Source organism: Streptomyces sp. RKAG337 (assembly GCF_023701715.1).
Lineage (GTDB): Bacteria > Actinomycetota > Actinomycetes > Streptomycetales > Streptomycetaceae > Actinacidiphila.
The window spans coordinates 408,223-434,863 of sequence record NZ_JAJOZA010000001.1 but is presented as its reverse complement, the minus strand read 5'-3'; the positions used below and the strand labels follow the sequence as shown (position 1 = coordinate 434,863).

The following is a 26,641-nucleotide window of genomic DNA, read 5'->3' as shown; positions in this document are numbered from 1 at the left end:
CGCGAAATGCCGTACTGCTGGTGGGTGTGCCAGTGCACAGTTCCGGGTCCGTGAAGCGACCCGGGGGGAGGGCGTGTGCCCGGATGAGTAGTCGCTCCAACCGGTCGATGGGCGTGTGGGCCGAGGCGCAGCGTCAGCGGCAGCGCCAGTTGGAAGCGCACCAGCGGGAACAGCGCTACGCCGAACGGGAACTCGCCCGCAGCAACCGGGAACAGCAGGCCGCGTACCGGCAGCGCCGCGAGGCGGACGCCAGACGGCGCACCGAGGAACTCGACACGCGGGTCGAGTCGTTGACCCGGCTGCTCGCGACGGGCTGCCGGGCCCCGGCGTTCCGCACCTCGGCACTGCTGCGGTCCGAGCAGCTGGAGCCGTTCGCCCCCGGCCGGCTCGCCGTCCCCGTCCCGGTGCCGCAGCAGAGCGCCTACCGCCCGCAGTCCGGCTGGGGTTTCGGCTCCGGCCGGCGGGCGCAGGAAGAGGCGCAGGCCCGGTACGAGCACGACCTGGCGGCCGCGCGGACCGCCGAGGCACAGCGGCAGCAGCAACTCACCTCGCACGGGCGGCAGTACGACGCCTGGCGGGCCGCCCAGCTCGCGGAGATCCGCCGTCACAACGCCGGTATCGCGGAGAACGTCAGCGGTATGCGCCGGGGGGACCCGGAGACGGTGGTGGAGTACTTCTCCGCGGCGCTGTACGCCTCCACGGCCTGGCCGGAGGGCTTCCCGCGCCAGGTGTCGTGCGCCTACGACGCGCCCGCCCGCCGCCTCGTGCTGAACTGGGAACTCCCGGGCTACGACATCGTTCCGGAGGCCAAGCTGGTGCGGTACATGCCCGGTGCGGACCAGGACAAGGAGACGGCCAGGCCGGTGGGGCAGCGCCGGGCCGTCTACCGGGACGTGGTGGCGCAGTGCGTGCTGCTGGCGCTGCGCGAACTGTTCGCGGCGGACGAGTTCGGTACCCTGGACTCGGTCACGCTGAACGGCTTCGTGGACGACCACGACCCCTCGACCGGACTGCGGGCCCAGCTCTTCCTCGCCACGGTCGCGGCGGACCGCCAGGTCTTCGAGCGGCTGAACCTCGTCCAGGTCAGTGCGGTGGACTGTCTCGTCGACGGCCTGGGCGGCAAGCTGTCCGCACGCCCCGACCAGCGCACCGTGGTGCGGCCCGGTGCGGTGCCGGGCGACCTGGGCCGGGGCACGGTCTCGCACGGGGGAGGCGAGGACCCGGACCTGTTCGAGATGGACCCGATCGAGTTCGAGTCGCTGGTGGCCGAGCTGTTCCGGGCCCGCGGCATGCAGGCGGTCATGACGCAGCGCTCCAACGACGGGGGCGTCGACGTCGAGGCGCTGGACCCCGACCCCATCAGCGGCGGCACGATCATCGTGCAGGTGAAGCGCTACCGCCACACCGTGCCGCCCACCGCCGTACGCGATCTGTTCGGAACGGTGCAGGGAGCGGGCGCGATCAAGGGCGTCCTGGTGACGACCTCGGGCTACGGCCCCGGCTCCTACACCTTCGCCAGCGGCAAACCGCTGACGCTGATCTCCGGCCCCGAACTCGTCGACCTGCTGGGCCGCCACGGGCTGCGCGGGCGGCTCGGCGGCGGCCCGGCGGTGCCGGCCCAGCGGACCACTCCACCGGCCGCGGCGGCCGTCCCCGACACCGAGTACAACCTGCTGGGGATGTCCTGGTCGGGGGGTGTCGCGCTGGACGTGTGCGCGCTCGTCTGCCGGGGGAACCGAGCACTGAGCGACGACCACTTCGTCTTCTTCAACAACGCGCAGACGCCCGACGGAGCGGTGCGTGCGGTGTCCCGGCCCGCCCGGGACAAGGCCGCCGTCCGGGTCGCCTTCGACGCCCTTCCCCCGAGCGCGGACCGGCTCGTGCTGGCGGTGTCGATCGACCCCGAGATCAATCCGCACGCCGACCTCGCCGGCTTCACCGACTCCTTCATCCGGCTGTCGGACGGATCGGGAGCCGAACTCGACCGGCTGGAGGTCTCCGACGGCCGGGCCGGCGAGACCGCGCTGATCCTCGGCTCCTTCCGCCGCCGGGCCAGCGGCGACTGGGAGTTCGTCATCGGCGGCAAGGGATACGAGGGCGGGCTGGAAGCACTGGTCCGGGACTACGGCATCGACGTCGGTTAGGGAATCCCACCCGGACACCGACAAGGCTTTCGGCGCGGAATTCCCCCACTGTCGCAGGAATGCGAACTCATGTACGTGGGACGGAAATTCGAAGAGGGAATTCCGGGCGAAAGGTCAGGTATTCGGCACGCGCAGCTTCGCCCAGGAAACCGGGCCGGGCCAGCCGTCGGCGTCCGAACCCCGATAACCGATCTTCAGCTGGAACTTCGCGTACGAACGCCGGTCGGTATCGGTCCACCGCGGGCCCGGCCCCTGGCTGTACAGCGCCACTCCTTCGGCCACCAGCCGGCGGCCCATCGCCGTGATGATCGGGCTGTGCGGCGCGGTGTGGAACCACTGCGTGCCGGGGAACGGCTCCAGGGCGGGCGGGTGCGGGGTGGGCGCCGGACGGGGCCAGGCCGGATCGGCGGAATCGATGCCGCCCGGGTACTTCGGGTAGCCGTAGCCGTACACCCGGGGCGAGGCGCGTTCGCGCACCCGCCGGTAGACCCCGTCGCCCTCGGCCGAGCCGTTCACGTTGGTGTTGCCCTCGATCGTGTAGATGCGCGTGGCATCGAACCGCTCCACCACGCCCGTGTGCTCGGCACCGCCGGCACCGTAGAAGACCTGGGCTCCCACCGCCGGATACTCGGAGAACCGCCGGCGCTCCCTGAACCACGCGACGCCCGTGGCGCACGCCGCGGTACGCGGGAACAGGGCGGCCGCGCCGGCGCGCAGCGCCACCCAGGAGACGAAGGTCGCGCACCAGGGCTGCCCCTGCGACCACTCCAGGCCGGGGACCTCGTCGCTGTACCGCTGGATGTTGTTCCAGTCGCCGTGATCACGGCCCTCGTGGACGCCGACCTGCCCGGCCGCGGTCCGCATGACCGCGTCCGGATCTCCTTGTACCGTTTGCGCCGTCAATGGATCTGCGGACATGTGCATCACCCCCGTCGGCTCCACCGTGGAGCCGGTAAAGACACAGTCCTCGGGCGACCTTGCAGAATTCGTGCAACCTGCGTGCAAAGTGCGTAGCAGGCCTACTTCTCATCCATGAGATGCGCGTGTTAAACAATGACCGTGAAAGACGCACCATCGGTCTGGGGGGAGACCATGGAGTTCCGCTTACTCGGACCTGTCACCATCGCCGACGAAAACCGTTCGATCAGCCCGGGCGGGCGTAGACAACAGGCTGTCGTGGCAGCTTTGTTGATGCACCGCAACACGTTCGTTCCGGTGCCCCGGCTCATCGACTGTGTATGGGGGGACGAGGCGCCGCCCAGCGCCGTCAACAGTCTTCAGAGCTATGTCTCGCGGTTCAGGAAACTCCTGGAACCAGGGCCGCCCGACGGATCGGTGCGCCTGGTGCGCAGCGTTCCCGGCGGGTACTCCCTGCACGCTCCCGACGAACAGGTCGACGGAGTCCGGTTCGCGCGGCTCGTGTCGGAGGGCCGGTCGCTGCTGGAGGTGGGTCGCGCCATGGAGGCGTACCGCTGTCTGACCAGGGCGCTGCGGCTGTGGCGCGGCCCCGCGATGGCCGGTCTCGCCGAACACGAACCGCTCGCCGCGGAGATCGCGAGGCTGGAGGAGCTGCGGACGTCCGCGACCGAGTACCAGGCGACGGCCGCCCTGGCGCTCGGCCGGAACGAGGAGGCCGTCGCCCTGCTGAAGGGCGTCATCCGCGAATGCCCGCTCCGGGAGGGGCCGCGCGCCGGCCTCATGCTGGCGCTCTACCGCTCGGGCCGGCAGGCCGAGGCGCTCGCCCTGTTCAGAACGACCCGGGAGATGCTCGTCGACGAACTGGGAGTGGAGCCGGGCCATGAACTGGCCCGGCTCCAGCAGTCGATCCTCCGCCAGGACCCGGCGCTCGTCAGGCCGCCCCTGACCGTCTAGCGGAGGAGGAACGGCCGGACGGCGGCTCAGCGAGTGGCGATCGCCGGGTCGCTCATACCGGGCTTGCCGGTCTCGACATGGCCGGCCAGCCGGCGCAGGAAGGCGCCGTCCTGGTCGGAGCGGACCGTCAGGTCGTACCAGTCGTGGCTGTGCCGCGGGTGCGCGATGTGGACGGCGCGCGCGCCGGGCCGCAGCCGGTACGTGGCCGGGCGCTCGTGCCCGTACCCGTCCTTGACGGTGAGCTTGACGGTCGTGGTGCCCGGATTGCTGAGCACCAGCCGCACCTGGCCGCTGCTCCGGTCATGGGCCGCGGTGACCTCAGGGCCCCGGCTGCCGGCGTGGCCCGCGAACTGCCGCAGGAAGCCGTTGGGGCCGTGCACGGTGACGTCGTAGGCGCTGTGCCCCGCAGGAGCGATGGCCAGGCTGTCGGACAGCCGCCGTCCCGCCTCGACGGTGTACGTCCACGGGCCGTCCGTGGCGGTGGCGGAGGTGACGTACAGGTTCGCGCCGGCCTTGCCGTGGTTGGCGAAGTCGATCTTCAGCCGGTGGCCCTTGACGTCGACCCCGGCGTCGGCGGCCAGGTCGTACGGCAGCGCGCGGGCCGGGCGCAGACCGGGTTCCTGCTTCGGCAGCACCGGGTTGGCCGGGGGCACCGGCACGTAGTCGGGGTGCCGGTCGCGGTCCGGCGGGACGTAGCCGGCGGTGTCGGGGAGCGACGGGACCCTGGTGTCGGTCCTGCCGAACTGGAACGCGGTGGTGAGGTCGCCGCAGACCGCCCGGCGCCAGGGCGAGATGTTCGGCTCGTGGACGCCGAAGCGCTGCTCGATGAACCGGATGATCGAGGTGTGGTCGAAGACCTGGGAGTTGACCCAGCCGCCCTTGCTCCACGGGGACACCACGAACATCGGGACCCGCTGCCCCAGGCCGTAGGCGCCGGGCACGCTGTGGTCGGTTCCGGTGGGCGTGAACAGCTCGCCCGTGATGTCCACGGTCGACTTCCCCTGCGCCGGGGAGGACGGCGGGTACGGCGGCACGGCGTGGTCGAAGAAGCCGTCGTTCTCGTCGTAGGTGATGAAGACCGCGGTCTTGCTCCACACCTCGGGGTTGGAGGTCAGCGCGTCGAGCACCTGGGAGATGTACCAGGCGCCGTAGTTGACCGGCCAGTTCGGGTGCTCGGTGAAGGCCTCGGGCGCCGCGATCCAGGAGACCGCGGGCAGCCGGTCGGCCGCCACGTCGGCCTTGAGGATGTCGAAGAAGCCCTCGCCCGCCTTGGCGTCGGTGCCGGTGCGGGCCTTGTCGTAGAGCGGGTCGCCCGGCTTCGCGTTGCGGTACTGGTCGAAGTAGAGCAGCGAGTTGTCGCCGTAGTTGCCCCGGTAGGCGTCCTCGATCCAGCCCCAGCCGCCGGCCGCGTCGAGGCCGTCGCCCACGTCCTGGTAGATCTTCCAGGAGACCCCGGCCTTCTCCAGGCGCTCGGGGTACGTCGTCCAGGAGTAGCCGGCCTCGGCGTTGGTGATGACGGGTCCGCCGCCGGTGCCGTCGTTGCCGACGAAGCCGGTCCACATGTAGTAGCGGTTGGGGTCCGTGGGGCCGAGCAGCGAGCAGTGGTACGCGTCGCAGATGGTGAACGTGTCGGCCAGCGCGTAGTGGAAGGGGATGTCCTCGCGCGTCAGGTAGGCCATCGTCGTCGCGGTCTTGGCCGGCACCCAGCGGTCGTACTTGCCCTGGTTGAAGGCGGCGTGGCCGCCGTTCCAGTCGTGGTTGAGGTCCTGGAGGAACTGCAGGCCGAGATTGTCCGCCTCCGGGTGGAAGGGCAGGACGTCCTTCGTGCCGTCGGACTGGTGGAAGACCGTCTTGCCGCTGGGCAGCACCACCGGCCGGGGGTCACCGAACCCGCGGGTGCCGCGCAGCGTACCGAAGTAGTGATCGAAGGATCGGTTCTCCTGCATCAGGACGACGATGTGCTCGACGTCGCGCAGCGAGCCGGTGCGGCGGTTCGCCGGGATCTCCGCGGCTCGGGCGATGCTGTTCGACAGCATGGAGGCGGCGGCGGTGCCACCGGCCAGCTGCATGAATCGTCGGCGGTCGATGGCGGTCATGAGAGGCCGGCCTCCAGGGTCGTCCGTGGCAGTGCGGATGCGCTGACAGTCTCCTCAGGTGGTGGAGAACCCTCCGTGACCGATGGATGGAACCACGGTGAACACTCCGCCAACCGCGATCACTCGCGGGCGAGCGACATGCTCGCACTCACCGGCACCGAAACCAAGAGGACGCCCCGGCCCCGCACCACCCGGGCCGGAGACCGCCGAACCCGCCGGATTCTCATCACCTACATCACAAACGGTCAGGTCCGGGGCCATATCGCTCCCATCGGGCGGGCCGGGGTGGCACGATGGCCGCATGACCACCGGGCCGGCGTCCCGCACCGCACGAGCCGCGATGTTCGCGGCCGTCTGCGTGCTGATGGCAGCGCTCGGGCACTCCTGGGCCTCCGGCGTCCCCGTTCCGTGGTGGTCGCTCTGCGCGGCCTTCTCCGGTACGGCCTCGGCCGCCTGGTGGCTGGCCGGGCGGGAACGCGGCGTTCTGGTCGTCACCGGATCCACCGTCCTGGCCCAACTCGGCCTGCACACCCTGTTCGGGCTCACCCAGCCACTCGGCCGGGGAACGGCCGGCCTCATGTCCCACGACATGCCGGGCATGCACAGCGGCTCCGCCGCGATGTCCGCGGTCATGCGCATCGGCGACATGGACATGAGCATGAACATGGGCATGGGTATGTCCGGTTCCGCCGGTCACCCGATCGCCGACTCCGACCTCATGGGCATGTCGTCCGGCGGCCACGACTCCACCACGATGTTCCTCGCCCACCTGCTCGCCGCCGTGGTCTGCGGACTGTGGCTGTGGCGCGGTGAGGCGGGCGCCTTCCGTCTCGGACGGGCCCTGTCGGCCCTGGTGGCCGCCCCGTTGCGACGCGTCTGGCGCGTGCTGTGCCGCTTCTTCCGCACCGCTCAGGACGACGGCCGGCCGTGCCCGCGCCGTACCGCCGACGACGCTCCCGCGCACGCGCTGCGCGGCGTTCTGCTGCACCACGTCCTGTCCCGCAGGGGCCCACCAGCAGCCGTCCGGCACTGCTGACACCGCTCGTCCCCGGCGCGCCCGGCCGACCAATGCCGCGCGCCCGGGTGACGGGCGGAGCACCCGCCTGCCCGTACGCCGCCGCGCCCACGGCCGGCGCCGTCGCGCAGGCCGGTCCCTGACCACACGGATCTCTCCCACCGCCCGCCGACCGCGGCCGGGGGACACGGACCGGGCCCGTCCGGACGGACACCGCCGGTCCTGAGATGCCGTTCGCCGACGGCCGCTTCACGCCGTGGTGCGGCCGTGCAGCACGAGAAGGACCTTTTGTGATGACTCATGCCCTGGTGAGGGGCGCCCCGAGGGCGTCGGCTCGCAAGGACGACGAACAGGTCACCGAGTGGGCGCTCGCCGCGCGCGGCGGTGATCCAGTGGCGGTCGAGCGATTCGTACAGGCGACGTACAGCGACGTCTGGCGGTTCACCGCCCATCTGAGCGGCGATGTGCACGGCGCCGACGACCTGACCCAGGACACGTTCCTGCGGGCGCTGGGCGGCCTGCCGCGGTTCGCCGGCCGTTCGGGCGCGCGGACCTGGCTGCTGTCGATCGCCCGCCGGGCCGTCATCGACCGCTACCGGCACGCCGCCGCCCGGCCCCGAATCTCCGACGCCGTCGACTGGCGCAGCGCCGCCGAGGGAACCCAGCCCGTCGGGGTGCCGGGCTTCGAGGAGGGCGTGGCGATGCTCGAACTGCTCGACACCCTGCAGGCGCCACGCCGGGAGGCGTTCGTCCTCACCCAGCTGCTCGGCCTGTCCTACGCCGAGGCCGCCTCCACGGCCGGCTGCCCGATCGGCACCGTACGGTCCCGCGTCGCCCGCGCCCGCGACGACCTGGTCGTCCTGCTGAAGGCGGCGGAGACGGCGCCGCGCCCGGGAGCCGCACACCGGCAGCACGCCACGGAGCAGCACCACGCCACGGATCGCCCCTTCACGGAGCACCCCGACCGTGGGCACGAGACCGCCGAGTACCCCATCCGTCCACGCCACATCACACCGCAGCACGTCTGGAGCCACGCATGACCCCCGAGATGGAGAAGGCCTTCGCCGCACTGCGGGAGCAGTACGGGGCGGGGGCCATCGAGCGCGTCGAGCAGATGCTGGAGCCGGGGCGGCAGGACCGGCACCCGCTGCAGAAGGGCGCCAAGTGGATCATGCCCGGGATCTCGCAGCGCCCGTGGCACGACCCGTACGAACACCAGGAGCTGGCCCCCGTGGTGCACGCTCTCGAAGCCGCGCACTCCGCCATAAGAAGCGAGCTGGCGGAGGCCTGGTCCGAGCGCCGGGCCGCGTTCTCCGACTACGAGCACTACCTGACGCGCCAGGAGGACTGGCAGGCGCTGTATCTGTACCGCAAGGGAGACCTGGTTCGGGAGTCGGCGGACGTCGTGCCGACGGCGTTCGGGGTGCTCGAGGAGTACGCGGTCGACACCGGGAAGATCTGCCCGCTCCTGGAGAGCCACTTCTCCACGCTGTTGCCAGGCGCGTCGATTGCCCCGCACCACGACCTGTGGAACTTCAGCATCAATCTGCACCTCGCCGTGGACATCCCGGAGGGCTGCGGCATCACGGTCGCCGGTGAGACCAGGAGCTGGGAGGAGGGCAAGTGCCTGCTGTTCGACTACTCCTTCGAGCACGACGCGTGGAACCGCGGCAACCGGCCGCGCACCGCCCTGCTGATCGACCTCTGGCACCCCGACACCACGGTCCCGGAGCGGGCGGCGCTCGTCGCCCTCATCACCGAGATCCGGAAGCTGATGGGGGAGGGATGACCGGGGGCTGACGGGCCGTCGTCCGTCCGGGGTCAGGCTCCCGGACGGACGACCACGGCCTCGACGCGTATGACCCCGCTGTCCCGGAAGCGCAGGACGAACGGCACCCGCTCGCCCAGCGGCAGCCGCGGCGGGCGCTGGATCATGACGTCGAGCCCGGCCGGATCCATGGTCACGACGCGGTGCGCGGGCACCGCGACCGGGCCGGCGGGTGTCATCCGGCCGGCTCCGTCGCGGACGACCGTGCGGGTGAGCATCGCCGGCCCCAGGACCGGGGAGTCCACCGACAGCAGGATGTCGTCGGTGCCGCCGGAGTTGCGGAGGGTGAAGAAGGCCGCGGTCGCCTCGGTGTTGGTGGGCCGGAAGAGCCGGGCGTCGGTGACGGTGATGCGGGCCGGGGGTTCACCGGCCGCGCCCGTCGTCGTATAGGCGGTGAGCAGCGCCAGCACGGCCACGCAGGTGGCCACCGGGACCAGCGCGGCGCGCACCGCACCCGGCACCTCCAGGACGATGCCGTCCGTGCCGGAGGCGGGCCGGTCGTCGTCGCGGATCGGCGTACTCATCGCGCACCCGCCAGGGACCGTTCGCCGCCCTGCCGCCGGCCCGGCGTACGCCCGGACCGCCCGCCGCCTCCCGGCCCGGAACCCGGGCCGGGTCCGCCGCCGGCCGAAGGAGCGAGCAGCCGCAGGCTGTTGCCGACGACGAGCACCGAGCTGGCCGACATCGCCAGCGCCGCGAACATCGGGTCGAGCCAGCCGGTGGCCGCGAGCGGCACGGTGAGGAGGTTGTACCCGAACGCCCAGCCGAGGTTGGCGCGGATCGTGCGCAGGGTGCGGCGGGTGAGCCGGACCGCTTCCACGACCGCCTCCATGTCCTCGCGGACGAGCGTGATGTCGGCCGCGCCGATCGCCACGTCGGTCCCCGCGCCCATCGCCATCCCGAGGTCGGCGACGGCCAGCGCCGCGGCGTCGTTGACGCCGTCACCGACCATCGCCACCCGCCGCCCGGCGGCCTGCAGTCCGGTGATGATCTCCGCCTTGCCCTGCGGGAGGACACCCGCGTGCACCTGGGTGATGCCGGCCTGCTCGGCGACCGCCTTGGCCGCTGCGGGGCCGTCGCCGGTCAGCAGGACGGATTCGATGCCGAGCTCCCGCAGATGGCGCACGGCGCGATAGCTGGAAGGGCGGACGGTGTCGCCGACGGCCAGCACGGCGACCGCCCGGCCGTCCAGCTCCACGACGACGGCGGTGTGCGCGGCGTGCTCCGCCCGGTCGAGCGCCTGCCGCAGGACACCGGGGAGAGCGGATCGGCCGCGGGGGCCGATCACCCGGACCTCCCGTCCCTCGACCCGGCCGGACACACCGACGCCGGGCAGCGCCCGGAAGTCCTCGGCCCCGGGGAGAGCGGTGCCCTCTCCGGCGCGGCGGCGCGCGGCGGCGGCCACCGCCCGCCCGATGGGGTGCTCAGAGCCGTGCTCCACCGCGCCCGCCAGCCGCAGCACCTCGGCCGCGGCCGGCCCTCCGGGAACGGTCGTGGTCTCGACGAGGGCCATCCGGCCGGTGGTGAGCGTGCCGGTCTTGTCGAACACGACGGTGTCCACCTGGCGCAGCCGCTCCAGTGCCTCGGGCTCGCGGACCAGGATGCCCAGTTGGGCGCCGCGACCGGTGGCGGCGAGAAAGGCGGTGGGGGTGGCGAGGCCGAGCGCGCACGGGCAGGCCACGACCAGTACGGCGACGGCGGCGGTCACGGCGGCCTCCGCGCCGGCCCCCGCTCCCAGCCAGAAGCTGAGCACGGTGGCGGCGACCGTCACGATGGCGGGGACGAACACGCCCGCGACGGAGTCCGCGAGCCGCTGGATACGGGCCTTGCCCGCCTGGGCGTCGGTCACCAGACGGGTGATCCGGTCGAGTTGGGTGTCGGCGCCGACGGCTGTCGCCCGCACCACCAGCAGCCCGCCGGAGTTGACCGCAGCGCCCACCACCGTGGTGCCCGGCCCGACCTCCACCGGTGTGCTCTCACCGGTGACCAGGGAGAGATCGAGCGCGGAACTGCCCTCCACCACGACACCGTCGGTGGCGACCTTCTCCCCGGGCCGGACGAGGAACTCCTGGCCCACCCGCAGCTCGGCGATCGGTATCCGTGGGCCGCCGTGTCCGTTGCGGTCCCGCAACTCGACGTCCTTGGCGCCGAGTTCGGCCAGCGCGCGGAGCGCCGAGCCGGTGCCGCGCCGCGCGTGTGCCTCCAGATAGCGCCCGGTCAGTACGAACAGCGGAACGCCGACCGCCGCCTCCAGGTACACATGGGCGACCCCGTCGCCCGCCGTCGGCAGCCAGTTGAACGGCATCCGCATGTTCTGTTCGCCGGCCCCGCCGAGGAACAGCGCGTACACGGACCAGAGGAAGGACGCGGCCACCCCCACGGACACCAGTGTGTCCATGGTGGCCGCCGAGTGCCGCAGCCCCCGCAGGGCCAGCCGGTGGAAGGGCCAGGCCCCCCATACGGCGACGGGTGCGGCGAGGGTGAAGCACAGCCACTGCCAGTGGTTGAACTGCCAGGCCGGGACCATGGACAGCAGCATGACGGGGAGCGCGAGCGCCGCGGTGCCGAGCAACCGGTCCCGGTCGGCGTCACGGGCCGTGGCGCCATCGGGCCGGGCGCAGTCGGCCGCCGCGGTGGTTCCGGTGCCGGCCGGTGCGGGCGGCCGTGGCAGTTCGGCGGTGTAGCCGGCCTGCTCGACGGCTGAAATCAGCTGCTCGGCGGGCATCTCCGGCGGGTGGGTGACCCGGGCCCGGCCGGTGGCCAGATTCACGCTGGCGGTCACGTCCGGGAGCCTCGCGAGCTTCTTCTCCACCCGGCCGACGCAGGCCGCGCACGTCATACCGCCGACGACCAGGTCCGTGGTGACCGGACCGGTGGCCGTCATCGTCCGGCCGCCGGGAGCTCGGGCCCCTGCGACCCCATGCCGCCCATGCCCGGCATCCCACCGCCGTCGCTGTCCGGTTCCGACGGTGCTCCCGGCTCGGAACCGGGCCCGGATCCCGGCCCGGATCCCGGCCCGGAATCCGGCGCCGGATCGCCCGGAACACCCGGTGCGTCATTGCCTGTCCGGTGGATTCCGGGGGAGACGGGACCGGCCGCCCGGCCGACCGCGAACGAGCCCGCCATCAACACGGCCAACAACACCAGGAATCCGAGCAGGGCCGGTGGTGGCGCGGCCCTGGATATACGCCAGGAGCTGGCGGAACGCGAGGGAGTGCGGGTTTCTGCCACGGGAGTCAATGCCACTCCCTAATGTTTGCATGCTGTTCGGGGCTGGTAGCCCGATCGGCAACTCAGTAAGGTGTGATGAAAAATATCGAAGGGGCCGGGAACTGAACGGCTCCGTCATCCGACTACTGTAAAACACCTGTTGAAGGCCGGTGTGGTGAGAACGACACGGTGTCGCGGGAGTTACGGTCGGAATTCGCCATCTCCTGTGCGGTGCAGGGTCCCAGGAATGGCCAAAAATAGCAGGTTTGGTCAGTGGCCCGGGTTGACATCGTCTTCCGGAGTGCCCATTATTTTGGCCAGATATCGGCGGCACATCCCCTTGCTCCGAAACGGCGGATCCTCCGGATCATAAGGAAGCCGCATTCGCAACAGGACGTCAGGACAGTCCAAAACGAATGCACGGCGTTTGCCGCCTTCCGGCACCTCGGTCAGGATCCAGGACGGGCCGCCGCTCCCGGCGTATGACGGGCATACGACCAGGGGCGGATTCCAAGGGGGAACGTCCGAGCATGTCTGCACTGAAGGCACCACCCGCTCCATCGCGCCAACGTCTCGGACTGTCCTTGTTCGTCCTGGCCACCGCCCAGCTCGTCATCGCTCTCGACTTCAACGTCGTCTACGTCGCGCTCCCGAGCATCGGCAGCGGTCTCGGCTTCTCGGCCCAGGACCTCCAGTGGGTGGTCAGCGCCTACGTCGTCGCCACCGCCGGATTCCTGCTGCTGGGCGGCCGCACCACGGACCTGGTCGGCCGCCGCCGGGTCTTCGTCGTCGCCGCGCTGCTGTACGCCGGCTCCTCGCTCGTCGGCGGACTGGCCGGATCCGCCACCGTCCTGGTGGCCGTCCGCGCCGTCCAGGGCATCGGCGGGGCCCTGCTGTTTCCCGCCACTCTCTCTTTGATCAATACGCTGTTCAGCGAAGGACCGGCCCGCAACCGGGCGCTCGCCGTCTGGGGCGCCGCGGGCGCGGGCGGACTCTGCTTCGGCTCCCTGCTCGGCGGAGTGCTCGTCGACGCGTTCGGCTGGCCGTCGGTCTTCTACGTCAACGTGCCGCTGGCCGGGGCGATCGCCGTGGCGGGCTGGATGCTGTTCCCGGTCGACGAAGTGCGGGGTCAGCGGCGGGAGTTCGACGTGGCTGGCGCGCTCGCGGCGACCGGCGGCATCACCCTGCTGGTCTTCGTCCTGGTGCACGCGCCCGAGGCCGGCTGGACCAGCCTCTCCGTCCTCGGCTGCTCGGTGGCCTCCGTCGCCCTGCTCGCGGCCTTCGCGGTCATCGAGACCCGCACCCGCGATCCGCTCACCCCGGCCCGGCTGTTCGCCCACCGGAGCCTGGTCGCCGCCATGGGGCTGACCGCGGTGTTCAGCGCCACCTTCAGCTCACTGCCGTACTTCCTGACGCTGTACTTCCAGACGGTCCGCGGCTACAGCGCCCTCGAGACCGGACTCGCCTTCCTCGTACCGGCGCTCGTGGTCGCGGCCGGCACCAAGGCGGGTGAGCTGGCGGTCGGCGCGATCGGGATGACGAAGACCCTGCTGGGAGCACTGCTGCTGGGCGCCGCCGGTGCCGCGCTGCTCGCGCTGGGGCTGACCGCCGACGGCTCGTACGCGCGGGTGCTGCCGGGGATCGTGCTGCTGAGCGCCGGGCAGGGCGCCGGCTGGACCGCGATGTGGATCGCGGCGGCCACCGGGGTCGCGCCCGGGGACCAGGGGGTCGCGTCCGGTCTCGCGTCCACGACCCTCCAGGTCGGTGGTGCGGTCGGTCTCGCGGTGCTGGTGGCCGTCGCCGACACCGGCCGGCACGGCGGGCTCACCGGCGACGCGCTGCGGCTCGCCCTGCTGGGCGACATCCGCACGGCCGTGTACGTGATCGCGGCCGGCATCTGTCTGGGCACCGTGGTGCTGCTGGCCTTCCGCAGAGTGCCGCGCCCCTTAACCCCGGCCCCTCCGGCCCCTGCGGCTCCCTGACCCTGGTCACGCGTGGCGTTGCCGACTGCCGCCCCCGCCCTGCTGCCTCCGATTTCCTCCCGGCCCCCCGTGGCCGCGCAAGTGCACGCATACCGAGGAGAACCGTCGTGCTCAGCCCGAACGCTCCGACCCTGCCGAACACCGTCACCGATCCCACCGATCCGACCCACCCGGCCCACCGGCCCGACGGGTCCCGGCCCGTCGCCGTCGTCTGCGGACTCGCCGGGTGGCTGCCGCCCCGGGTCGTCACCAACGAAGAACTGTCGCAGCGGCTGGACACCACCGACGCCTGGATCAGAACCCGTACCGGCATCGGCCGGCGGCACTTCGCGGACCCCGGGCAGGCCACCTCCGACCTGGCGGTCGAGGCGGGCCGCCGTGCGCTGGAGTCGGCCGGCATCGAGTCGGTGGACGCGGTGATCGTCGCCACCACCACACCGGACCGCTCCTGCCCGGCCACCGCGCCCGTCGTCGCCGACCGGCTCGGTCTGAACGGTGTCGCCGCGTTCGACGTCAGCGCGGTGTGCACCGGTTTCGTCTACGGGCTGGCGTCCGCGGCCGGGCTCATCGCGGCCGGCGTCGCACGCCGGGTGCTGCTGATCGGCGCGGACACGTACTCCGCCATCGTGGACCCCGACGACCGGGCGAACGCGATCATCTTCGGCGACGGTGCGGGGGCGGTGGTGCTGCGCGCCGGGCACGCGGACGAGCTCGGCGCCGTGACCCACTTCGACCTCGGCAGTGACGGCGCCGGCGAGGACCTCATCATCGTCGCGGCCGGCGGCTCCCGGCAGCGCGCAGGCGACGCCACTCGCGCGGACCAGCACTTCGCGATGCGTGGACGGGAGGTCTACCGGCACGCCGTGACCCGTATGGCCGGTTCGGCGCGCGCGGTGCTGGAGCGCGCCGACTGGAAGGTCGAGGACGTCGACCACTTCGTGCCCCACCAGGCCAATCTGCGGATCCTGCACTCGGTGGCCGATGAGCTCGGCCTCGCCAGGACCGCCTGTGTGTCCAACATCGAGTCCGTCGGCAACACCGGCGCCGCCTCGATACCGCTCGCCCTCGCCGACGCCGCCGACCGGCAGGCCGTCCAGCCGGGCCAGCGCATCCTGCTCACCGCGTTCGGAGGCGGCCTCACCTGGGGCTCCTGCGTGCTGCGGTGGCCCGACCTCACCGCTTCCGGTACCCGAAGGACAACGGAGGAGACAGCCCACATGAGCACCACCTACGAGCAGTTGGTCGCGATCATCGCGAAGCTGCACGACGCGGACCCGGAACGGGTCCGCCCCGAGGCGTCGTTCGCCGAACTCGACGTCGACTCGCTGACGATGGTCGAGATCAGCATGCGCCTGGAGCGTGACCTCGGCATCGAGGTGGCGGACAACGAACTCCGCGGCGACCTCACCCTCGACGAGGCCGTACGGCTGATCGACGCCAAGCTCGACGGCCCGATCGGCACCTCGACCACCCACCACCCGAAGGGCTGACCCCATGAAGATCACTCCGCAGGCCGGCAAGACGCTCGGTGCGAGCATCGAGGGCTTCGACCACGCCGCCGCCTCCGACGAGGACATCGCGACGCTCAAGCAGACCGTCTACACCCGCAAGATCGCGGTGCTGAAGGGCCAGGACCTGTCGCCCAAACAGTTCCTCGAACTCGGCAAGCGGCTGGGCCGTCCCGAGACGTACTACGAGCCCATGTACCAGCACCCCGAGGTCGAGGAGATATTCGTCTCCTCGAACGTCCCCAAGGACGGAAAGCAGATCGGGGTACCGAAGACCGGCAAGTTCTGGCACGCCGACTACATGTTCATGCCGGACCCGTTCGGACTCACCCTCATCTACCCGCAGGTGATTCCGCAGAAGAGCCGCGGAACCTATTTCATCGACATGGGCCGGGCGTACGAGGCACTGCCCGAGGATCTGAAGCAGGACATCGAGGGCACCTACGCACGGCATTCCGTACGGAAGTACTTCAAGATCCGGCCGCACGACGTGTACCGGCCCATCTCCGAAATCCTGGAGGAGGTCGAGACCAAGACCCCGCCGGTGGTGAAGCCCACCACCTTCACCCACCCGTTCACCGGCGAGACGGTGCTGTACCTCAGCGAGGGATTCACCGTCGGCCTGGAGGACGCGAACGGCGTGCCGCTCGACGAGACGCTGCTGCGCCGGCTGTTCGAGGCCACCGGGCAGCTCGACGACGAGTTCACCCATCCCGGTATCCACCTGCAGAGTTTCGAGCAGGGCGACCTGCTGGTGTGGGACAACCGCAGCCTGATCCACCGTGCCCTGCACACCGCCACTCCGGAGCCGACCGTCTCCTTCCGCGTCACGGTGCACGACGAGCGCAAGCTCTACGACACCGAGTCCCCGGCGGCGTAGCGCGATGACCGTCTACGTCACCGACACCGAACTCCTGTCGCAGGTGCTGCGGCCTTACAAGGCGAATTGCTGCTATCTCCGGTCCGCAGAGGTCACCGCGGAGAACGGCCGGGTGTCGGCCGTGTGTGAATTCTCCATCGACGAGTCCTGCTACATCGACGACACCGGGCACCTCAACGCGGTCGAGGTGAACATCAGTTACAACCAGATGATGTATTACGTGGTCGCCAAGTCGGTCAAGGAGGGGCTGCTGGCGGAATTCAGCTCCTGGACGCTGGAGGACTACTGGCGGCATCAGCTGCCCGACATCCTCATCGCCCGGTTCGGCGGGAGTTTCCGCCGTCCCATCAACGCCCGTGCCTTCTCGGGGGAGTTCGAGTTCCTCGCGGTGGACCGGCGCTCACCCGGCGGCGGCGCTCCGCTGATCATCGCGGACACCTCCTACCGGTACTGGGACGCGGCGGGCGGCCGCTGCGACGGCGAGGTGAAGCTCGCCTTCGTCAACGCCTTCGACGAAGCCGCCGTCGGCGCGTCCTGAAGGCCCCCTGAAACCGCCGCGCGCCGCCGTCCTGTCCAGCGGCGGCGCGCGGCCCCAGAAAGGACAGTGGCTGTGAGCACCGTGGGTCGTCCGCAGGACGACGAACGCCCGTACTACCCGTTCCTGCGGACGCTGTGGGACACCGCGGCCTTCCACGCCGCCGTACGGCCGGAGACCCCGGCCGTACGCTGCGAGGACCGTACGCTCACCTACGGCGAGCTGCACCGGGAGAGCAACCGCGTCGCCCACGCGATCCGGTCCGCGGGACTCGCGCCGGGAGCGCGGGTCGCGCACCTCGGCCGGGAGTCCGAGCACTACTACGTGATCCTCTTCGCGTGCGCCAAGAGCGAGACGGTACTGGTGCCGGTCAACTGGCGGCTCACCGCTCCCGAGGTGAGTCACATCCTCCAGGACTCGGCGAGTGAACTGCTCTTTCTGGAGAGTGAGTTCACCCCGGTCGTCGACCGCATGCCGACCGAGCCGCCGGGAACCGTGGTCCTGCTCGGCGGTGCTCCCGACGGTGACCGGCCGGAGTACCGGTCCTGGAAGGACGCGCGGCCGGACACCGATCTGCACCCCGGATCGGGCCCTGACGACGCGATCGCCCAGCTCTACACCAGCGGAACCACCGGACTGCCCAAGGGAGTCGTCCTCGCGCACCGCAGCTTCTTCGCCGTCCGGGACGCGCTGGCCGGCGAGGGTCTGGACTGGATCGACTGGCGGACCGGCGACATCGCCCTGGTCGGCATACCGGGATTCCACGTCGGCGGCCTGTGGTGGGCCACCCAGAACTTCAACGCCGGGGTCACGGTGGTGGTGATGCGCGCCTTCTCCGCACCCGACGCCGTCGCCCTCATCCGCGACCTCGGGATCACCACCGCCTGCGTGGTGCCCGCGATGCTGCGCATGATCCTCGCGGAACCCGGAGTGGCACCGGGGGACTTCGGCACCCTCCGGAAGATCGTCTACGGCGGTTCGCCGATCTCCGAGGCGCTGCTGGAGGAGAGCCTGACGATGTTCGGCAGCGACTTCGCCCAGATCTACGGTCTGACCGAGACCGGCAACACGGCCGTGTGTCTGCCGCCCGCCGCCCATGTGCCCGGCGGGGCACGGATGAAGGCCGCCGGACGGCCGTACCCGGGCATCGGCTGCAAGGTGATCGACGACAAGGGCGAACCGCTGCCGCCCGGCGTCGTCGGCGAGGTGTGCCTGGCCACTCCGGCCCGGATGCTGGAGTACTGGGGCCTGCCCGACAAGACCCGCGAGACGCTCGTCGACGGCTGGGTGCACACCGGGGACGCCGGTTACCTGGACGACGAGGGCTATGTCTTCATCAGCGACCGCATCAAGGACGCCGTCATCGTGGCCGGCGAGAACGTCTACCCGGCCGAGATCGAGTCGGCGCTGGAAGCACACCCGGGTGTCGCGGAAGCGGTGATCGTCGGAGCGCCGGACGAGCGCTGGGGCGAGAGCGTCCGGGCCTTCGTCGTCGCCGTCCCGGGCCAGGAGCCGCCGAAACCCCGGGATCTGCACCGCTTCCTGGTGGAACGGCTGGCCGCGTTCAAGCTGCCCGCCACCTACGAGTTCATCGACCACGTGCCCCGCAATCCGAGCGGCAAGATCCTGCGCCGGGAGCTGCGTGACCGCTTCTGGGACGACGCCGGGCGCAAGGTCAACTGACCCCGCCGCCCGCGACACCCCGCGTGACTTCGAGAGAGACCACATGACTGTGCCTGAGCCCCTGACGCCCTCAACGCCCCTGACACTCGCGGACTTCCGTGCCGATCTGGCCGAGTTCCTCCACCAGCAGCCCGACGAGGTCGACCTGGAGGAGAACCCGCTCTACGCCGGCCTGGACTCGCTGCGCATCGTCACCCTCGCCGAGCGCTGGCGCGCGGCCGGGGCCGAGGTCAGCTTCGTCGAACTGGCGGAGCGCACCTCGTTCGCCCAGTGGTGGCAGCTGCTGTCGGACCGGCAGTCCGGAGGCGCACGTGCCGACGCCTGACCACCGCACCGCGCCCGCGGGCCGCCGGGCCCTGCTCACCGCGCAGGAGGGCATCTGGACCGGCCATCAGCTCGACGTGGAGAGCCCCGCGTACAACACCGCCGAATACGTACAGATCCATGGGCCGGTGGACGTGGCGGCGTTCGACAAGGCCCTGCACCATGTCGTCGGCGAGGTCGAGGCGCTCAACGTTCGGTTCGTCGAGGTGGACGGCCGGCCGTGGGAGATCGCGGTGCCGGCCGTGGACTGGCGCCTGCACACCGCGGACCTGACCGCCGAGCCGGACCCGCGGGCCGCCGCCACCGCCTGGATGGAGCGCGATCTGGCCCGCCCGGTGGATCTCGCCCACGACCCCGTCTTCGGGCACGCGCTGCTGCAGACCGGACCGGCGGAATTCCTCTGGTACCACCGCGTGCACCACATCGCGCTCGACGGGTTCGGCCTGTCGCTCGTCGCCCGCCGGGTCGCGGACGTCTACACGGCGCTGGCCCAGGGCACACCGCTGGGGGAGAGCGGCTTCGGCACCCTGGAGTCGGTCTTCGAGGAGGACCGGACCTATCTGGCGTCGAAGCGGCGCGCGACCGACGGGGCCTACTGGACCCGGCGGTTCGCGGACCGCCCGCCGGTACCCAGCCTCGCCGACCGTTCCGCACTGCCCGCCCGCACCTTCCGGCGCCGGGTGACCGACCTCGGCGCGGCGGAGACCGAAACGCTGCGCGCGGTCGCCCGTGAGCTCTCCGTCACCTGGTCCGACGTGGTGCTCGCGGTCACCGCCGGGTACCTCGGCCAGGTGTCGGGCGAGCCCGAAGTGGTGCTGAGCCTGCCCGCGATGGGCCGGCTCGGCTCGGTGTCGCTGCGGGTGCCGTGCATGGTCCGCAACGTCCTGCCGCTGCGGATCGCGGTCGGCGACGGCGACACGCTGCGCGACCTGGCCGGCCGCGTCTCGGCGGAGCTGCGCGCCGGGCTGCCGCACCAGCGCTACCGGTACGAGCACCTGCGCAGGGAACTCAAGCTGGTCGGCGGAAAGCGCCGTCTGTCGGGTCCCGGCGTCAACATCATGCCGTTCGAGTACGACCTGCGCTTCGCCGGGCACCGCAGCACCGTCCACAACGTGTCGGCGGGACCGGTCGACGACCTGTCCGTCAACGTCTACGACCGGGCCGAGGGCGCGGGCCTGCGGTTCGCCTTCGACGCGCACCCGGAGCTGTACAGCGAGCCCGAACTCGCCCGGCACCAGTACGCGGTGCTGGCCCTGCTGAACGACGCGACGGCCGCACCGGACCGCCCGCTGGGCGAACCGGGCTCCCGCCGGACCACCCGGCCCGCCAGGACCGCGGTGACCCTCGACGGGGGGCCGCTGCCCCGCCCCGCGCGTCCCGTCCTCGACCTGATGGCCGAGCACGCCGCCACCCACGGGGACGCGACCGCCGTCGAGTTCGACGGCGCCACCCTCAGCTACGCCGGACTGCTGGCCGCCGCGCACGGTGTGGCCGGGCGGCTGGCCGGTTCGGGCACCGCTCCCGGAGACCTGGTGATCGTCGCGCTGCCCCGCGGCATCGAGGCGATCACCGCCATCCTCGGAGTCCTCCTCGCGGGCGCCGCGTACTGCCCGGTGGACCCCGGCGCCCCGGCCGCGCGGATCGAGACGCTGTGCGCCGAATCCGGGGCGCGGGCCGTCATCACGACGGCGCGGTACGCCGACCGGTTCACGGGCGGCGGTCTGCCGCAGCTGCTGCTGGACGGAGTGGACACCGGGGGTTCCACCGCTGCCGCGCCGAACCCCGACCCGCACCGGCTCGCCTACGTCATCCACACCTCCGGCTCCACCGGCCGGCCCAAGGGCGTGGAGATCAGCCATGCCGCGCTGGCCCACTTCGTGGCGGGGGCGACCGACCGGTACGGGATCGGCGCGGACGACCGCGTCCTGCAGTTCGCGCCGCTGCACTTCGACGCCAGCGTGGAGGAGATCTTCCTGACGCTCTGCGCCGGCGCCGCGCTCGTGGTGCGCACCGACGCGATGACCGAGTCCGTTCCGGTGCTGACCCGGTCGTGCGAACGGCTGGGGATCACCGTTCTCGACCTGCCGACGGCGTACTGGCACGAGCTGGCGTACGCGGTCTCGACCGGGGCCGCGGACCTGCCGCCCGGGTTGCGCACCGTCATCATCGGCGGCGAGACGGCGCTGCCGGAGCGGGTGGACCGCTGGCGCGACGCGGTCGGGTCCTCGGTGCGGCTGTTCAACACCTACGGGCCGACGGAGACGACCGTCGTGGCCACCGTGGCGGAGCTGCACGCGCCGGAACTGGCGCGCGGGGACGTCCCGATCGGACGCCCGCTGGCCGGCACGAGAGCCGTCGTCGTCACGTCGCCGGCGAACGACGGAAGCACGGATTCCACCGGCGAGCTGTATCTCGTCGGCGACGCGCTCGCCCGGGGATACCGGGGAGGTGCGGGCGCCGACGACTCCCGGTTCCAGCCGCTGCCGGAGCTGCCCGACCGACCGCGTGCGTACCGGACCGGCGACCTCGTACGGCTCGGAGCGGACGGCCAGCTCCGGTTCGTGGGGCGGGCCGACGGCGAGTTCAAGATCAGTGGGCACCGGGTGCAGCCCGCCGAGGTGGAGACCGTCCTGCTCACGCATCAGGGGATACGGGAGGCGGCGGTCGTCGGGCAGGTGCTGCCGGACGGTACGCGCCGACTGGTCGCGCATGTCGTCGCCGACCGGCCGGTACCGGCCGCCGCCGAGGTCCGTGAGCATCTGCGGGCGACCCTGCCCGCCGCGATGATCCCGTCCGCCGTCGTCTTCACCGACCGGCTGCCCCGCACCGGCGCGGGCAAGATCGACCGCAACGCGCTCGCGGCACCGGCCGTCGCAGAGCCCGCCCGGCCGGCCGCCGACGTGGTCGCCGACGCGACCGCCAACGGTACGGAACAGGTCATCATCGCCGCCTGGGCGCGGATCCTCGGCACCGCGGACATCGCCCCGCAGGACGACTTCTTCGACCTCGGCGCCCAGTCCCTGCAGGCGATCCAGGTCGCCAACCGGCTCGGTGTGGAGCTGGAGACCGATGTGCGCGTCGCCTGGCTCTTCACGTACCCCACGGCCGCCGAACTCGCCCGTCATCTGGACGACCAGCGCGGTCCGGGCGAAACCGGTGCTGCTTCGAGCGGATCGCTACCGGACGCCGTGCTCGCCGACTCCGTCCTCGATGACGACATCACCGTCCGTCCCGCCGACGGGCCCACCGCGGGGCCTGCCGCCGTGGCCGTGACGCCGCCGCGCCGGGTGCTGCTCACCGGGGCGACCGGCTTCGTCGGTGCCCAGCTGCTCACCGAACTGCTGACGGCCACCGACGCGGACGTCGTCTGCCTGGTGCGTGCCGGGGACCGGGCGGCGGCCGAGGACCGGATCCACCGGGCGCTCGCGGAGCAGGAACTGACCCTCCCGCCCGGATCCGAGGGCCGCGTCATCGCCGAGCCGGGCGATCTCGCCCGCCCGCTCCTCGGCCTCACCGAGGCGCGGTTCGCGGAGCTGGCGGCCGGCTGCGACGCGATCTACCACAACGCCGCGACCGTCAGCATCATGCGCGAGTACGGCAGCCTGCGCGGGCCCAACGTGGAGTCCACCCGGCAGCTGTTGCGGATGGCGGCGGCCCGTTCGACACCGTTCCATCTCGTCTCCACGCTGTCCGTCGCGCCGCCCGCCGGAGCGAGCCCCGAGGTCGCGGAGACGTTCCTGCCCCCGCATCCAGGCCTCGTCCACGGCTACCAGCAGTCCAAGTGGGCCTCGGAGCGGCTGGTCGAACAGGCCGCGGAACGCGGGCTGCCCGTCACCGTGCACCGGCTCGGCCGGGTCGTCGGCGCGGCCGGCACCGGCTACGTCAACGAGCGCGACTTCCTGTGGAGCGTGCTGCGCGCCGGGATCCCGGCCGGCATCGTGCCCGACCTGTTCGAGGCCGAGGTCTGGACGCCGGTCGACTACGTGGCCCAGGCCGTCGTACGGCTGTCCTCCGCTGTGACGGCGACCGCTCCGGCCGGGCGGCCGGTGTACAACTACGCGCCGGTGCCGACCGTCCGGCTGGCCGACGTCTACTCCTGGACACGGGAGTTCGGCTATCCGGTGGAACGCATGCCGCTCGCGAGGTGGCGGGCGGAACTGCCCCGCGCCGCCGATGTCGCCGCCACCACCCTGGCGTTCTTCGACTCCTGGAACGGTGACGACGACACGGTGGCCGAGAGCGCGGAACCCGAGCTGGGGCTCGGCCGGATCGTCGCCGACAACCTGATGCGCGGGCTCGACGGCAGCGGGATCTCCTGCCCGCCCATCGACCGGGCGCTGGTCTTCAAATACCTGGAGCGCTGCGTCGCGACAGGGGCGCTGCCGCCGCCCGTTCACTGGCGGAACCGCATCCCCCGACAAACCCGCCGCTGATCCGGAAGATCTCATTCCCGGCATCCGGGAACCCGGGCGGACTCCGCTCCGACTACTGAAGCGGAGTCCGCACCACCCTGAGGAGCCCGCATGTCATGGAAACGGCAAACCGCCGCATTCGCGGTCGGAGCACTCTGTCTGGCCACCGCCGCCTGTGGCACCTCGGCAGGGACGGCGGCGACCGCGGGGAAAGCGGAACCACCGGGGCCCGGCTATCCCGTCACCGTCACCGACTGCGGGCAGACCACCACGTACACCAAGGCGCCGAGCCGCGTCGTCGTCATGAACGGCGCGTCCGTCGCCGAGGTGTCCTCGATGCTCGCGCTCGGGCTCGGTGACCGCATCGTCGCCAACGCCCAGTCCTACGGCATGTCGGAGGTGCCAGGGCGGGTCCAGGCGATCGCGAAGCTGCCCACCGGGGGAGTGAAGCTCAACGACATCCAGGACATCCCGCGCGAGGCGATGCTCAACCTCCGTCCGGACTTCGTGCTGTCCACCACCGGGTTCGGCTTCGACCCCAAGAACGGCTACGCCACCCGCAAGGACCTCGCGTCGATCGGCGCGCACACCTACATGCCGGTCAAGGGCTGCGACGACGCCAGCTCCGTCAAGGGCCCGCCGTCCATCGACGACAGCTACTCGATGCTGCGCGACCTCGGCAGGATCTTCGGCGTCAGCGCCCGCGCCGAGAAGCTGATCGCGGACTCCCGCGCGCGCATCGCCGCCATCAGCGCCAAGGTCACCACCAAGCTCAAGGCGTCGGCCGGCACCGCGCAGCCGTCGAAGGTGATGGTGATCTTCTCCAACATGTCGATGGGCGCGAACGAGTTCAGCTCGATCGCGGGCGTCGGCATCTGGAACGACATCCTCGCCAAGGCCGCGGGATCCAACGCGTTCGCCTCCGTCACCAGCAACTCCTTCGCCGACCTGAGCAAGGAGAAGGTCGCCGCCGCGCAGGTGGACGCACTCGTCGTCGTCAGCTATCACGACCCGGATCCCGACGCCTACGCGCGCAAGCTGTTCGCGCAGTTCCCGCAGTGGAACGCCGCCCGGGACAAGAGATACACCGTCCTGTCGGACTCCATCTATCTCGGGCCCAGCAACGACCTCGCCGTCGAGCGCATCGCCCGGATGCTGCACCCCGACGCCCTCTGACGCGCCGCAGATGACCCCACGCGCACTCAGCCCCCGCTCCCCGCTGTCCGTCCTGGTGCTCCTGCCCGTCCTCCTCGCGCTGCTCGTCCTGGTGATGATGGTGGCCGTCGGCATCGGAGCCGTGAACGTGCCCCTCGGGGACATCTGGCACATCGTCCTCGCCCACCTGGGCGGCGGCACCTACGCCGGCGATCCCGTCCAGGACCAGATCGTCTGGAACTTCCGCATCCCCCGGGTGGTGCTCGCCGCGCTCGCGGGCGGCGGCCTCGCCGTCGCCGGAGTCGTGCTGCAGGCGGTCGTCGCCAACCCGCTGGCCGACCCCTATGTCCTGGGGGTCTCCTCCGGGGCCTCGCTGGGCGCCGTACTGGTCATGACACTGACCACCGGCGCCCTCGGCGGCCTCGGCGTCTCCTCGGCGGCGTTCGCCGGGGCCGTCGCGGCCGTCGCGCTCGTCTTCCTCCTCGGACAGCGCGGCGGCCGGCTGGCGCCCACCCGGCTGGTGCTGTCCGGTGTCGCCATCGGCTATCTGTTCCTCGCGGCCACCAGCTATCTGCAGCTGCGGGCCACCCCCAACGAGCTGCGCTCGGTGATGTTCTGGATGCTCGGCAGCGTCGCCGGGGCGCAGTGGAGCCAACTGCCGCTGGTGAGCGGCGCGGTGCTCGGGACGACCGTGGTCCTCGCGCTGTACGGGAGGCAGCTGAACGCGCTGCTGGCCGGGGACGAGTCAGCGACCGCGCTCGGGGTGGAGGTGCACCGGCTGCGGGCCGCGCTGCTGGTGCTGTCCTCGCTGCTGACCGGCACCATCATCGCGGTCGCGGGCGGCATCGGCTTCGTCGGCCTGATGATCCCGCACCTGGTGCGGCTCGCCGTCGGCGCCGACCACCGCAGACTGCTCCCGCTCGCCGCGGTGACCGGTGCGATCTACCTCGTCGTCGTCGATCTCCTGTCCCGCACCCTGGACCGGCCCAACGAACTGCCGCTCGGCATCCTCACCGCCCTCTTCGGCGCACCGTTCTTCCTGTGGCTGCTGCGCCGGAACAAGAGCTTGGATTCCGTATGAGACTCAGCGTCGACCAGCTCGACATCACCCTGGACCGCCGGCCCATCCTGCGGGACGTGTGCCTGGAGGTGGGCCCGGGCGAGATCGTCGGACTCGTCGGGCCCAACGGCAGCGGCAAGTCCACGCTGCTCCGCGCCGTCTACCGCTCACTGCGGCCGGAGGGCGGGGCGGTACGGGTCGACGGGGACGACATCTGGACGCTCCCCGCCCGCGCCGCCGCCCGCCGCACCGCCGCGGTCCTCCAGGACGTCGGTCATGCGACGGGGCTGTGCGTCCGGGAGATCGTGGCGCTCGGCCGCACACCGCACCACGGACTGCTCGGCCGGGACGGCCCCGAGGACCACGAGGCGGTCGACCGTGCGCTGGACCAGTGCGGCGCGCGCCCGCTGGCCGACCGTGACTTCGCCTCGCTCTCCGGCGGCGAACGGCAACGGGTGCTGCTGGCCCGCGCGCTGGCCCAGCGCCCGCACCTGCTCGTCCTCGACGAACTCACCAACCACCTCGACATCCGCGCCCGCTTCGAACTGCTCTCCCTGATCCGCGCCATCGGCACCACCACGCTGGCCGTCCTGCACGACCTGGACCTCGCCGTCCGGCTCTGCGACCACCTCGTCGTCCTCCAGCAGGGCGCCGTGGTCGCGGCCGGCCCCGTACTGGACGTGCTCACCCCGGCGGTGCTGCGCGACGTCTTCGGCGTAGCCGCGAGCGCGGACCGGCACGCCGACGGCGTCGTGCGGATCGTCTACGCCGCCGACCCGCTCGCGCTGCAACTCGTCGAACGGGCCGCCGCCGGGTGATCCGCTCTCCCGCGGGCCTCTCCGAGGGAGCGGGCGTTGTTGCGGCGGGGAAACCTTCCGGAAACCCCGCGCGCGGCGGGCGTTCCTAGGCTCGGTGCAGGTGCGGTACGCCCGGTCGG

General features: G+C 71.7%; 19 protein-coding genes and 1 pseudogene. 16 read left to right on the top strand and 4 right to left on the bottom strand.

All coding sequences use genetic code 11. The features are described 5' to 3' along the window. The first annotated feature begins 83 nt into the window (after positions 1–83). Positions 84–2,144 (top strand): restriction endonuclease, encoded by a 2,061-nt coding sequence (locus LNW73_RS01930; RefSeq protein WP_250988594.1) that lies wholly within the window; start codon positions 84–86, stop codon positions 2,142–2,144. Between the two features lie 114 nt (positions 2,145–2,258). Here LNW73_RS01930 and LNW73_RS01925 read toward each other — a convergent pair whose 3' ends face one another. After that, entirely contained in the window at positions 2,259–3,008 is a 750-nt protein-coding gene (locus LNW73_RS01925) for a peptidoglycan-binding protein (protein ID WP_308407628.1), read from the bottom strand. A 189-nt stretch (positions 3,009–3,197) separates the two neighbouring features. Between LNW73_RS01925 and LNW73_RS01920 the strand changes: the two genes are divergently transcribed. Beyond that, positions 3,198–4,016: an AfsR/SARP family transcriptional regulator gene (locus LNW73_RS01920; protein ID WP_308407627.1), complete on the top strand. Its 819-nt coding sequence runs from the start codon at positions 3,198–3,200 to the stop codon at positions 4,014–4,016. A gap of 26 nt (positions 4,017–4,042) precedes the next feature. Here the strand turns inward: LNW73_RS01920 and LNW73_RS01915 are convergent, their stop codons facing one another. Next, complete coding sequence (locus LNW73_RS01915; RefSeq protein ID WP_250988591.1) at positions 4,043–6,112, bottom strand: phosphocholine-specific phospholipase C; 2,070 nt, start codon at positions 6,110–6,112, stop codon at positions 4,043–4,045. Between the two features lie 301 nt (positions 6,113–6,413). Between LNW73_RS01915 and LNW73_RS01910 the strand changes: the two genes are divergently transcribed. The 3 genes from LNW73_RS01910 (at position 6,414) to LNW73_RS01900 (ending at position 8,916) form a co-directional block, all read left to right on the top strand. Then, entirely contained in the window at positions 6,414–7,148 is a 735-nt protein-coding gene (locus tag LNW73_RS01910) for a hypothetical protein (RefSeq protein WP_250988590.1), read from the top strand. Between the two features lie 272 nt (positions 7,149–7,420). After that, positions 7,421–8,167 carry a sigma-70 family RNA polymerase sigma factor gene (locus LNW73_RS01905; protein ID WP_250988589.1) on the top strand — a complete coding sequence of 249 codons (747 nt, stop codon included), beginning with the start codon at positions 7,421–7,423 and terminating at the stop codon, positions 8,165–8,167. Continuing rightward, positions 8,164–8,916 (top strand): aspartyl/asparaginyl beta-hydroxylase domain-containing protein, encoded by a 753-nt coding sequence (locus LNW73_RS01900; RefSeq protein ID WP_250988588.1) that lies wholly within the window; start codon positions 8,164–8,166, stop codon positions 8,914–8,916. The genes LNW73_RS01905 and LNW73_RS01900 overlap by 4 nt, the downstream gene beginning before the upstream one ends. Positions 8,917–8,948: 32 nt before the next feature. On the opposite strand, the gene LNW73_RS01895 is transcribed toward LNW73_RS01900, so the two are convergent. Both LNW73_RS01895 and LNW73_RS01890 read right to left on the bottom strand, forming a co-directional pair. Further along, positions 8,949–9,479 (bottom strand): copper chaperone PCu(A)C, encoded by a 531-nt coding sequence (locus LNW73_RS01895; protein ID WP_250988587.1) that lies wholly within the window; start codon positions 9,477–9,479, stop codon positions 8,949–8,951. Continuing rightward, positions 9,476–11,839, bottom strand: a complete 2,364-nt coding sequence (locus LNW73_RS01890) for a heavy metal translocating P-type ATPase (protein ID WP_250988586.1) — start codon at positions 11,837–11,839, stop codon at positions 9,476–9,478. The genes LNW73_RS01895 and LNW73_RS01890 overlap by 4 nt, the downstream gene beginning before the upstream one ends. A gap of 856 nt (positions 11,840–12,695) precedes the next feature. On the opposite strand from LNW73_RS01890, the gene LNW73_RS01885 reads away from it, so the two are divergent. The 11 genes and pseudogenes from LNW73_RS01885 to LNW73_RS01835 all read left to right on the top strand — a co-directional run bounded on the left by LNW73_RS01885 (position 12,696) and on the right by LNW73_RS01835 (position 26,522). Next, a complete protein-coding gene (locus LNW73_RS01885; RefSeq protein ID WP_250988585.1) occupies positions 12,696–14,147 on the top strand; it encodes an MFS transporter in 1,452 nt (483 codons plus the stop codon). Between the two features lie 230 nt (positions 14,148–14,377). Then, positions 14,378–15,325, top strand: a pseudogene (locus LNW73_RS01880) (beta-ketoacyl-ACP synthase III); the annotation flags it as partial. Between the two features lie 39 nt (positions 15,326–15,364). Further along, positions 15,365–15,637: an acyl carrier protein gene (locus LNW73_RS01875; RefSeq protein WP_250992772.1), complete on the top strand. Its 273-nt coding sequence runs from the start codon at positions 15,365–15,367 to the stop codon at positions 15,635–15,637. A gap of 4 nt (positions 15,638–15,641) precedes the next feature. Continuing rightward, on the top strand, positions 15,642–16,535 hold the full coding sequence (gene scoE / locus LNW73_RS01870) for a (3R)-3-[(carboxymethyl)amino]fatty acid oxygenase/decarboxylase (protein ID WP_250988584.1): 894 nt from the start codon (positions 15,642–15,644) through the stop codon (positions 16,533–16,535). A 4-nt stretch (positions 16,536–16,539) separates the two neighbouring features. Further along, entirely contained in the window at positions 16,540–17,073 is a 534-nt protein-coding gene (scoD, locus tag LNW73_RS01865) for a (2E)-enoyl-ACP glycyltransferase (RefSeq protein WP_250988583.1), read from the top strand. Between the two features lie 72 nt (positions 17,074–17,145). After that, positions 17,146–18,753, top strand: coding sequence for a long-chain-fatty-acid--CoA ligase (locus LNW73_RS01860; RefSeq protein ID WP_250988582.1), 1,608 nt, complete (start codon positions 17,146–17,148; stop codon positions 18,751–18,753). A gap of 43 nt (positions 18,754–18,796) precedes the next feature. Further along, positions 18,797–19,078 (top strand): phosphopantetheine-binding protein, encoded by a 282-nt coding sequence (locus tag LNW73_RS01855; RefSeq protein ID WP_250988581.1) that lies wholly within the window; start codon positions 18,797–18,799, stop codon positions 19,076–19,078. Next, complete coding sequence (locus LNW73_RS01850) at positions 19,065–23,510, top strand: amino acid adenylation domain-containing protein (protein ID WP_250988580.1); 4,446 nt, start codon at positions 19,065–19,067, stop codon at positions 23,508–23,510. The genes LNW73_RS01855 and LNW73_RS01850 overlap by 14 nt, the downstream gene beginning before the upstream one ends. 90 nt (positions 23,511–23,600) lie before the next feature. Then, positions 23,601–24,665, top strand: a complete 1,065-nt coding sequence (locus tag LNW73_RS01845; RefSeq protein ID WP_250988579.1) for an ABC transporter substrate-binding protein — start codon at positions 23,601–23,603, stop codon at positions 24,663–24,665. A 94-nt stretch (positions 24,666–24,759) separates the two neighbouring features. Further along, the gene (locus LNW73_RS01840) at positions 24,760–25,725 is read left to right on the top strand and encodes a FecCD family ABC transporter permease (protein WP_250980432.1); all 966 of its coding nucleotides are present in this window, start codon (positions 24,760–24,762) and stop codon (positions 25,723–25,725) included. Beyond that, positions 25,722–26,522 (top strand): ABC transporter ATP-binding protein, encoded by an 801-nt coding sequence (locus LNW73_RS01835; protein ID WP_250988578.1) that lies wholly within the window; start codon positions 25,722–25,724, stop codon positions 26,520–26,522. The genes LNW73_RS01840 and LNW73_RS01835 overlap by 4 nt, the downstream gene beginning before the upstream one ends. Positions 26,523–26,641: the final 119 nt, after the last annotated feature.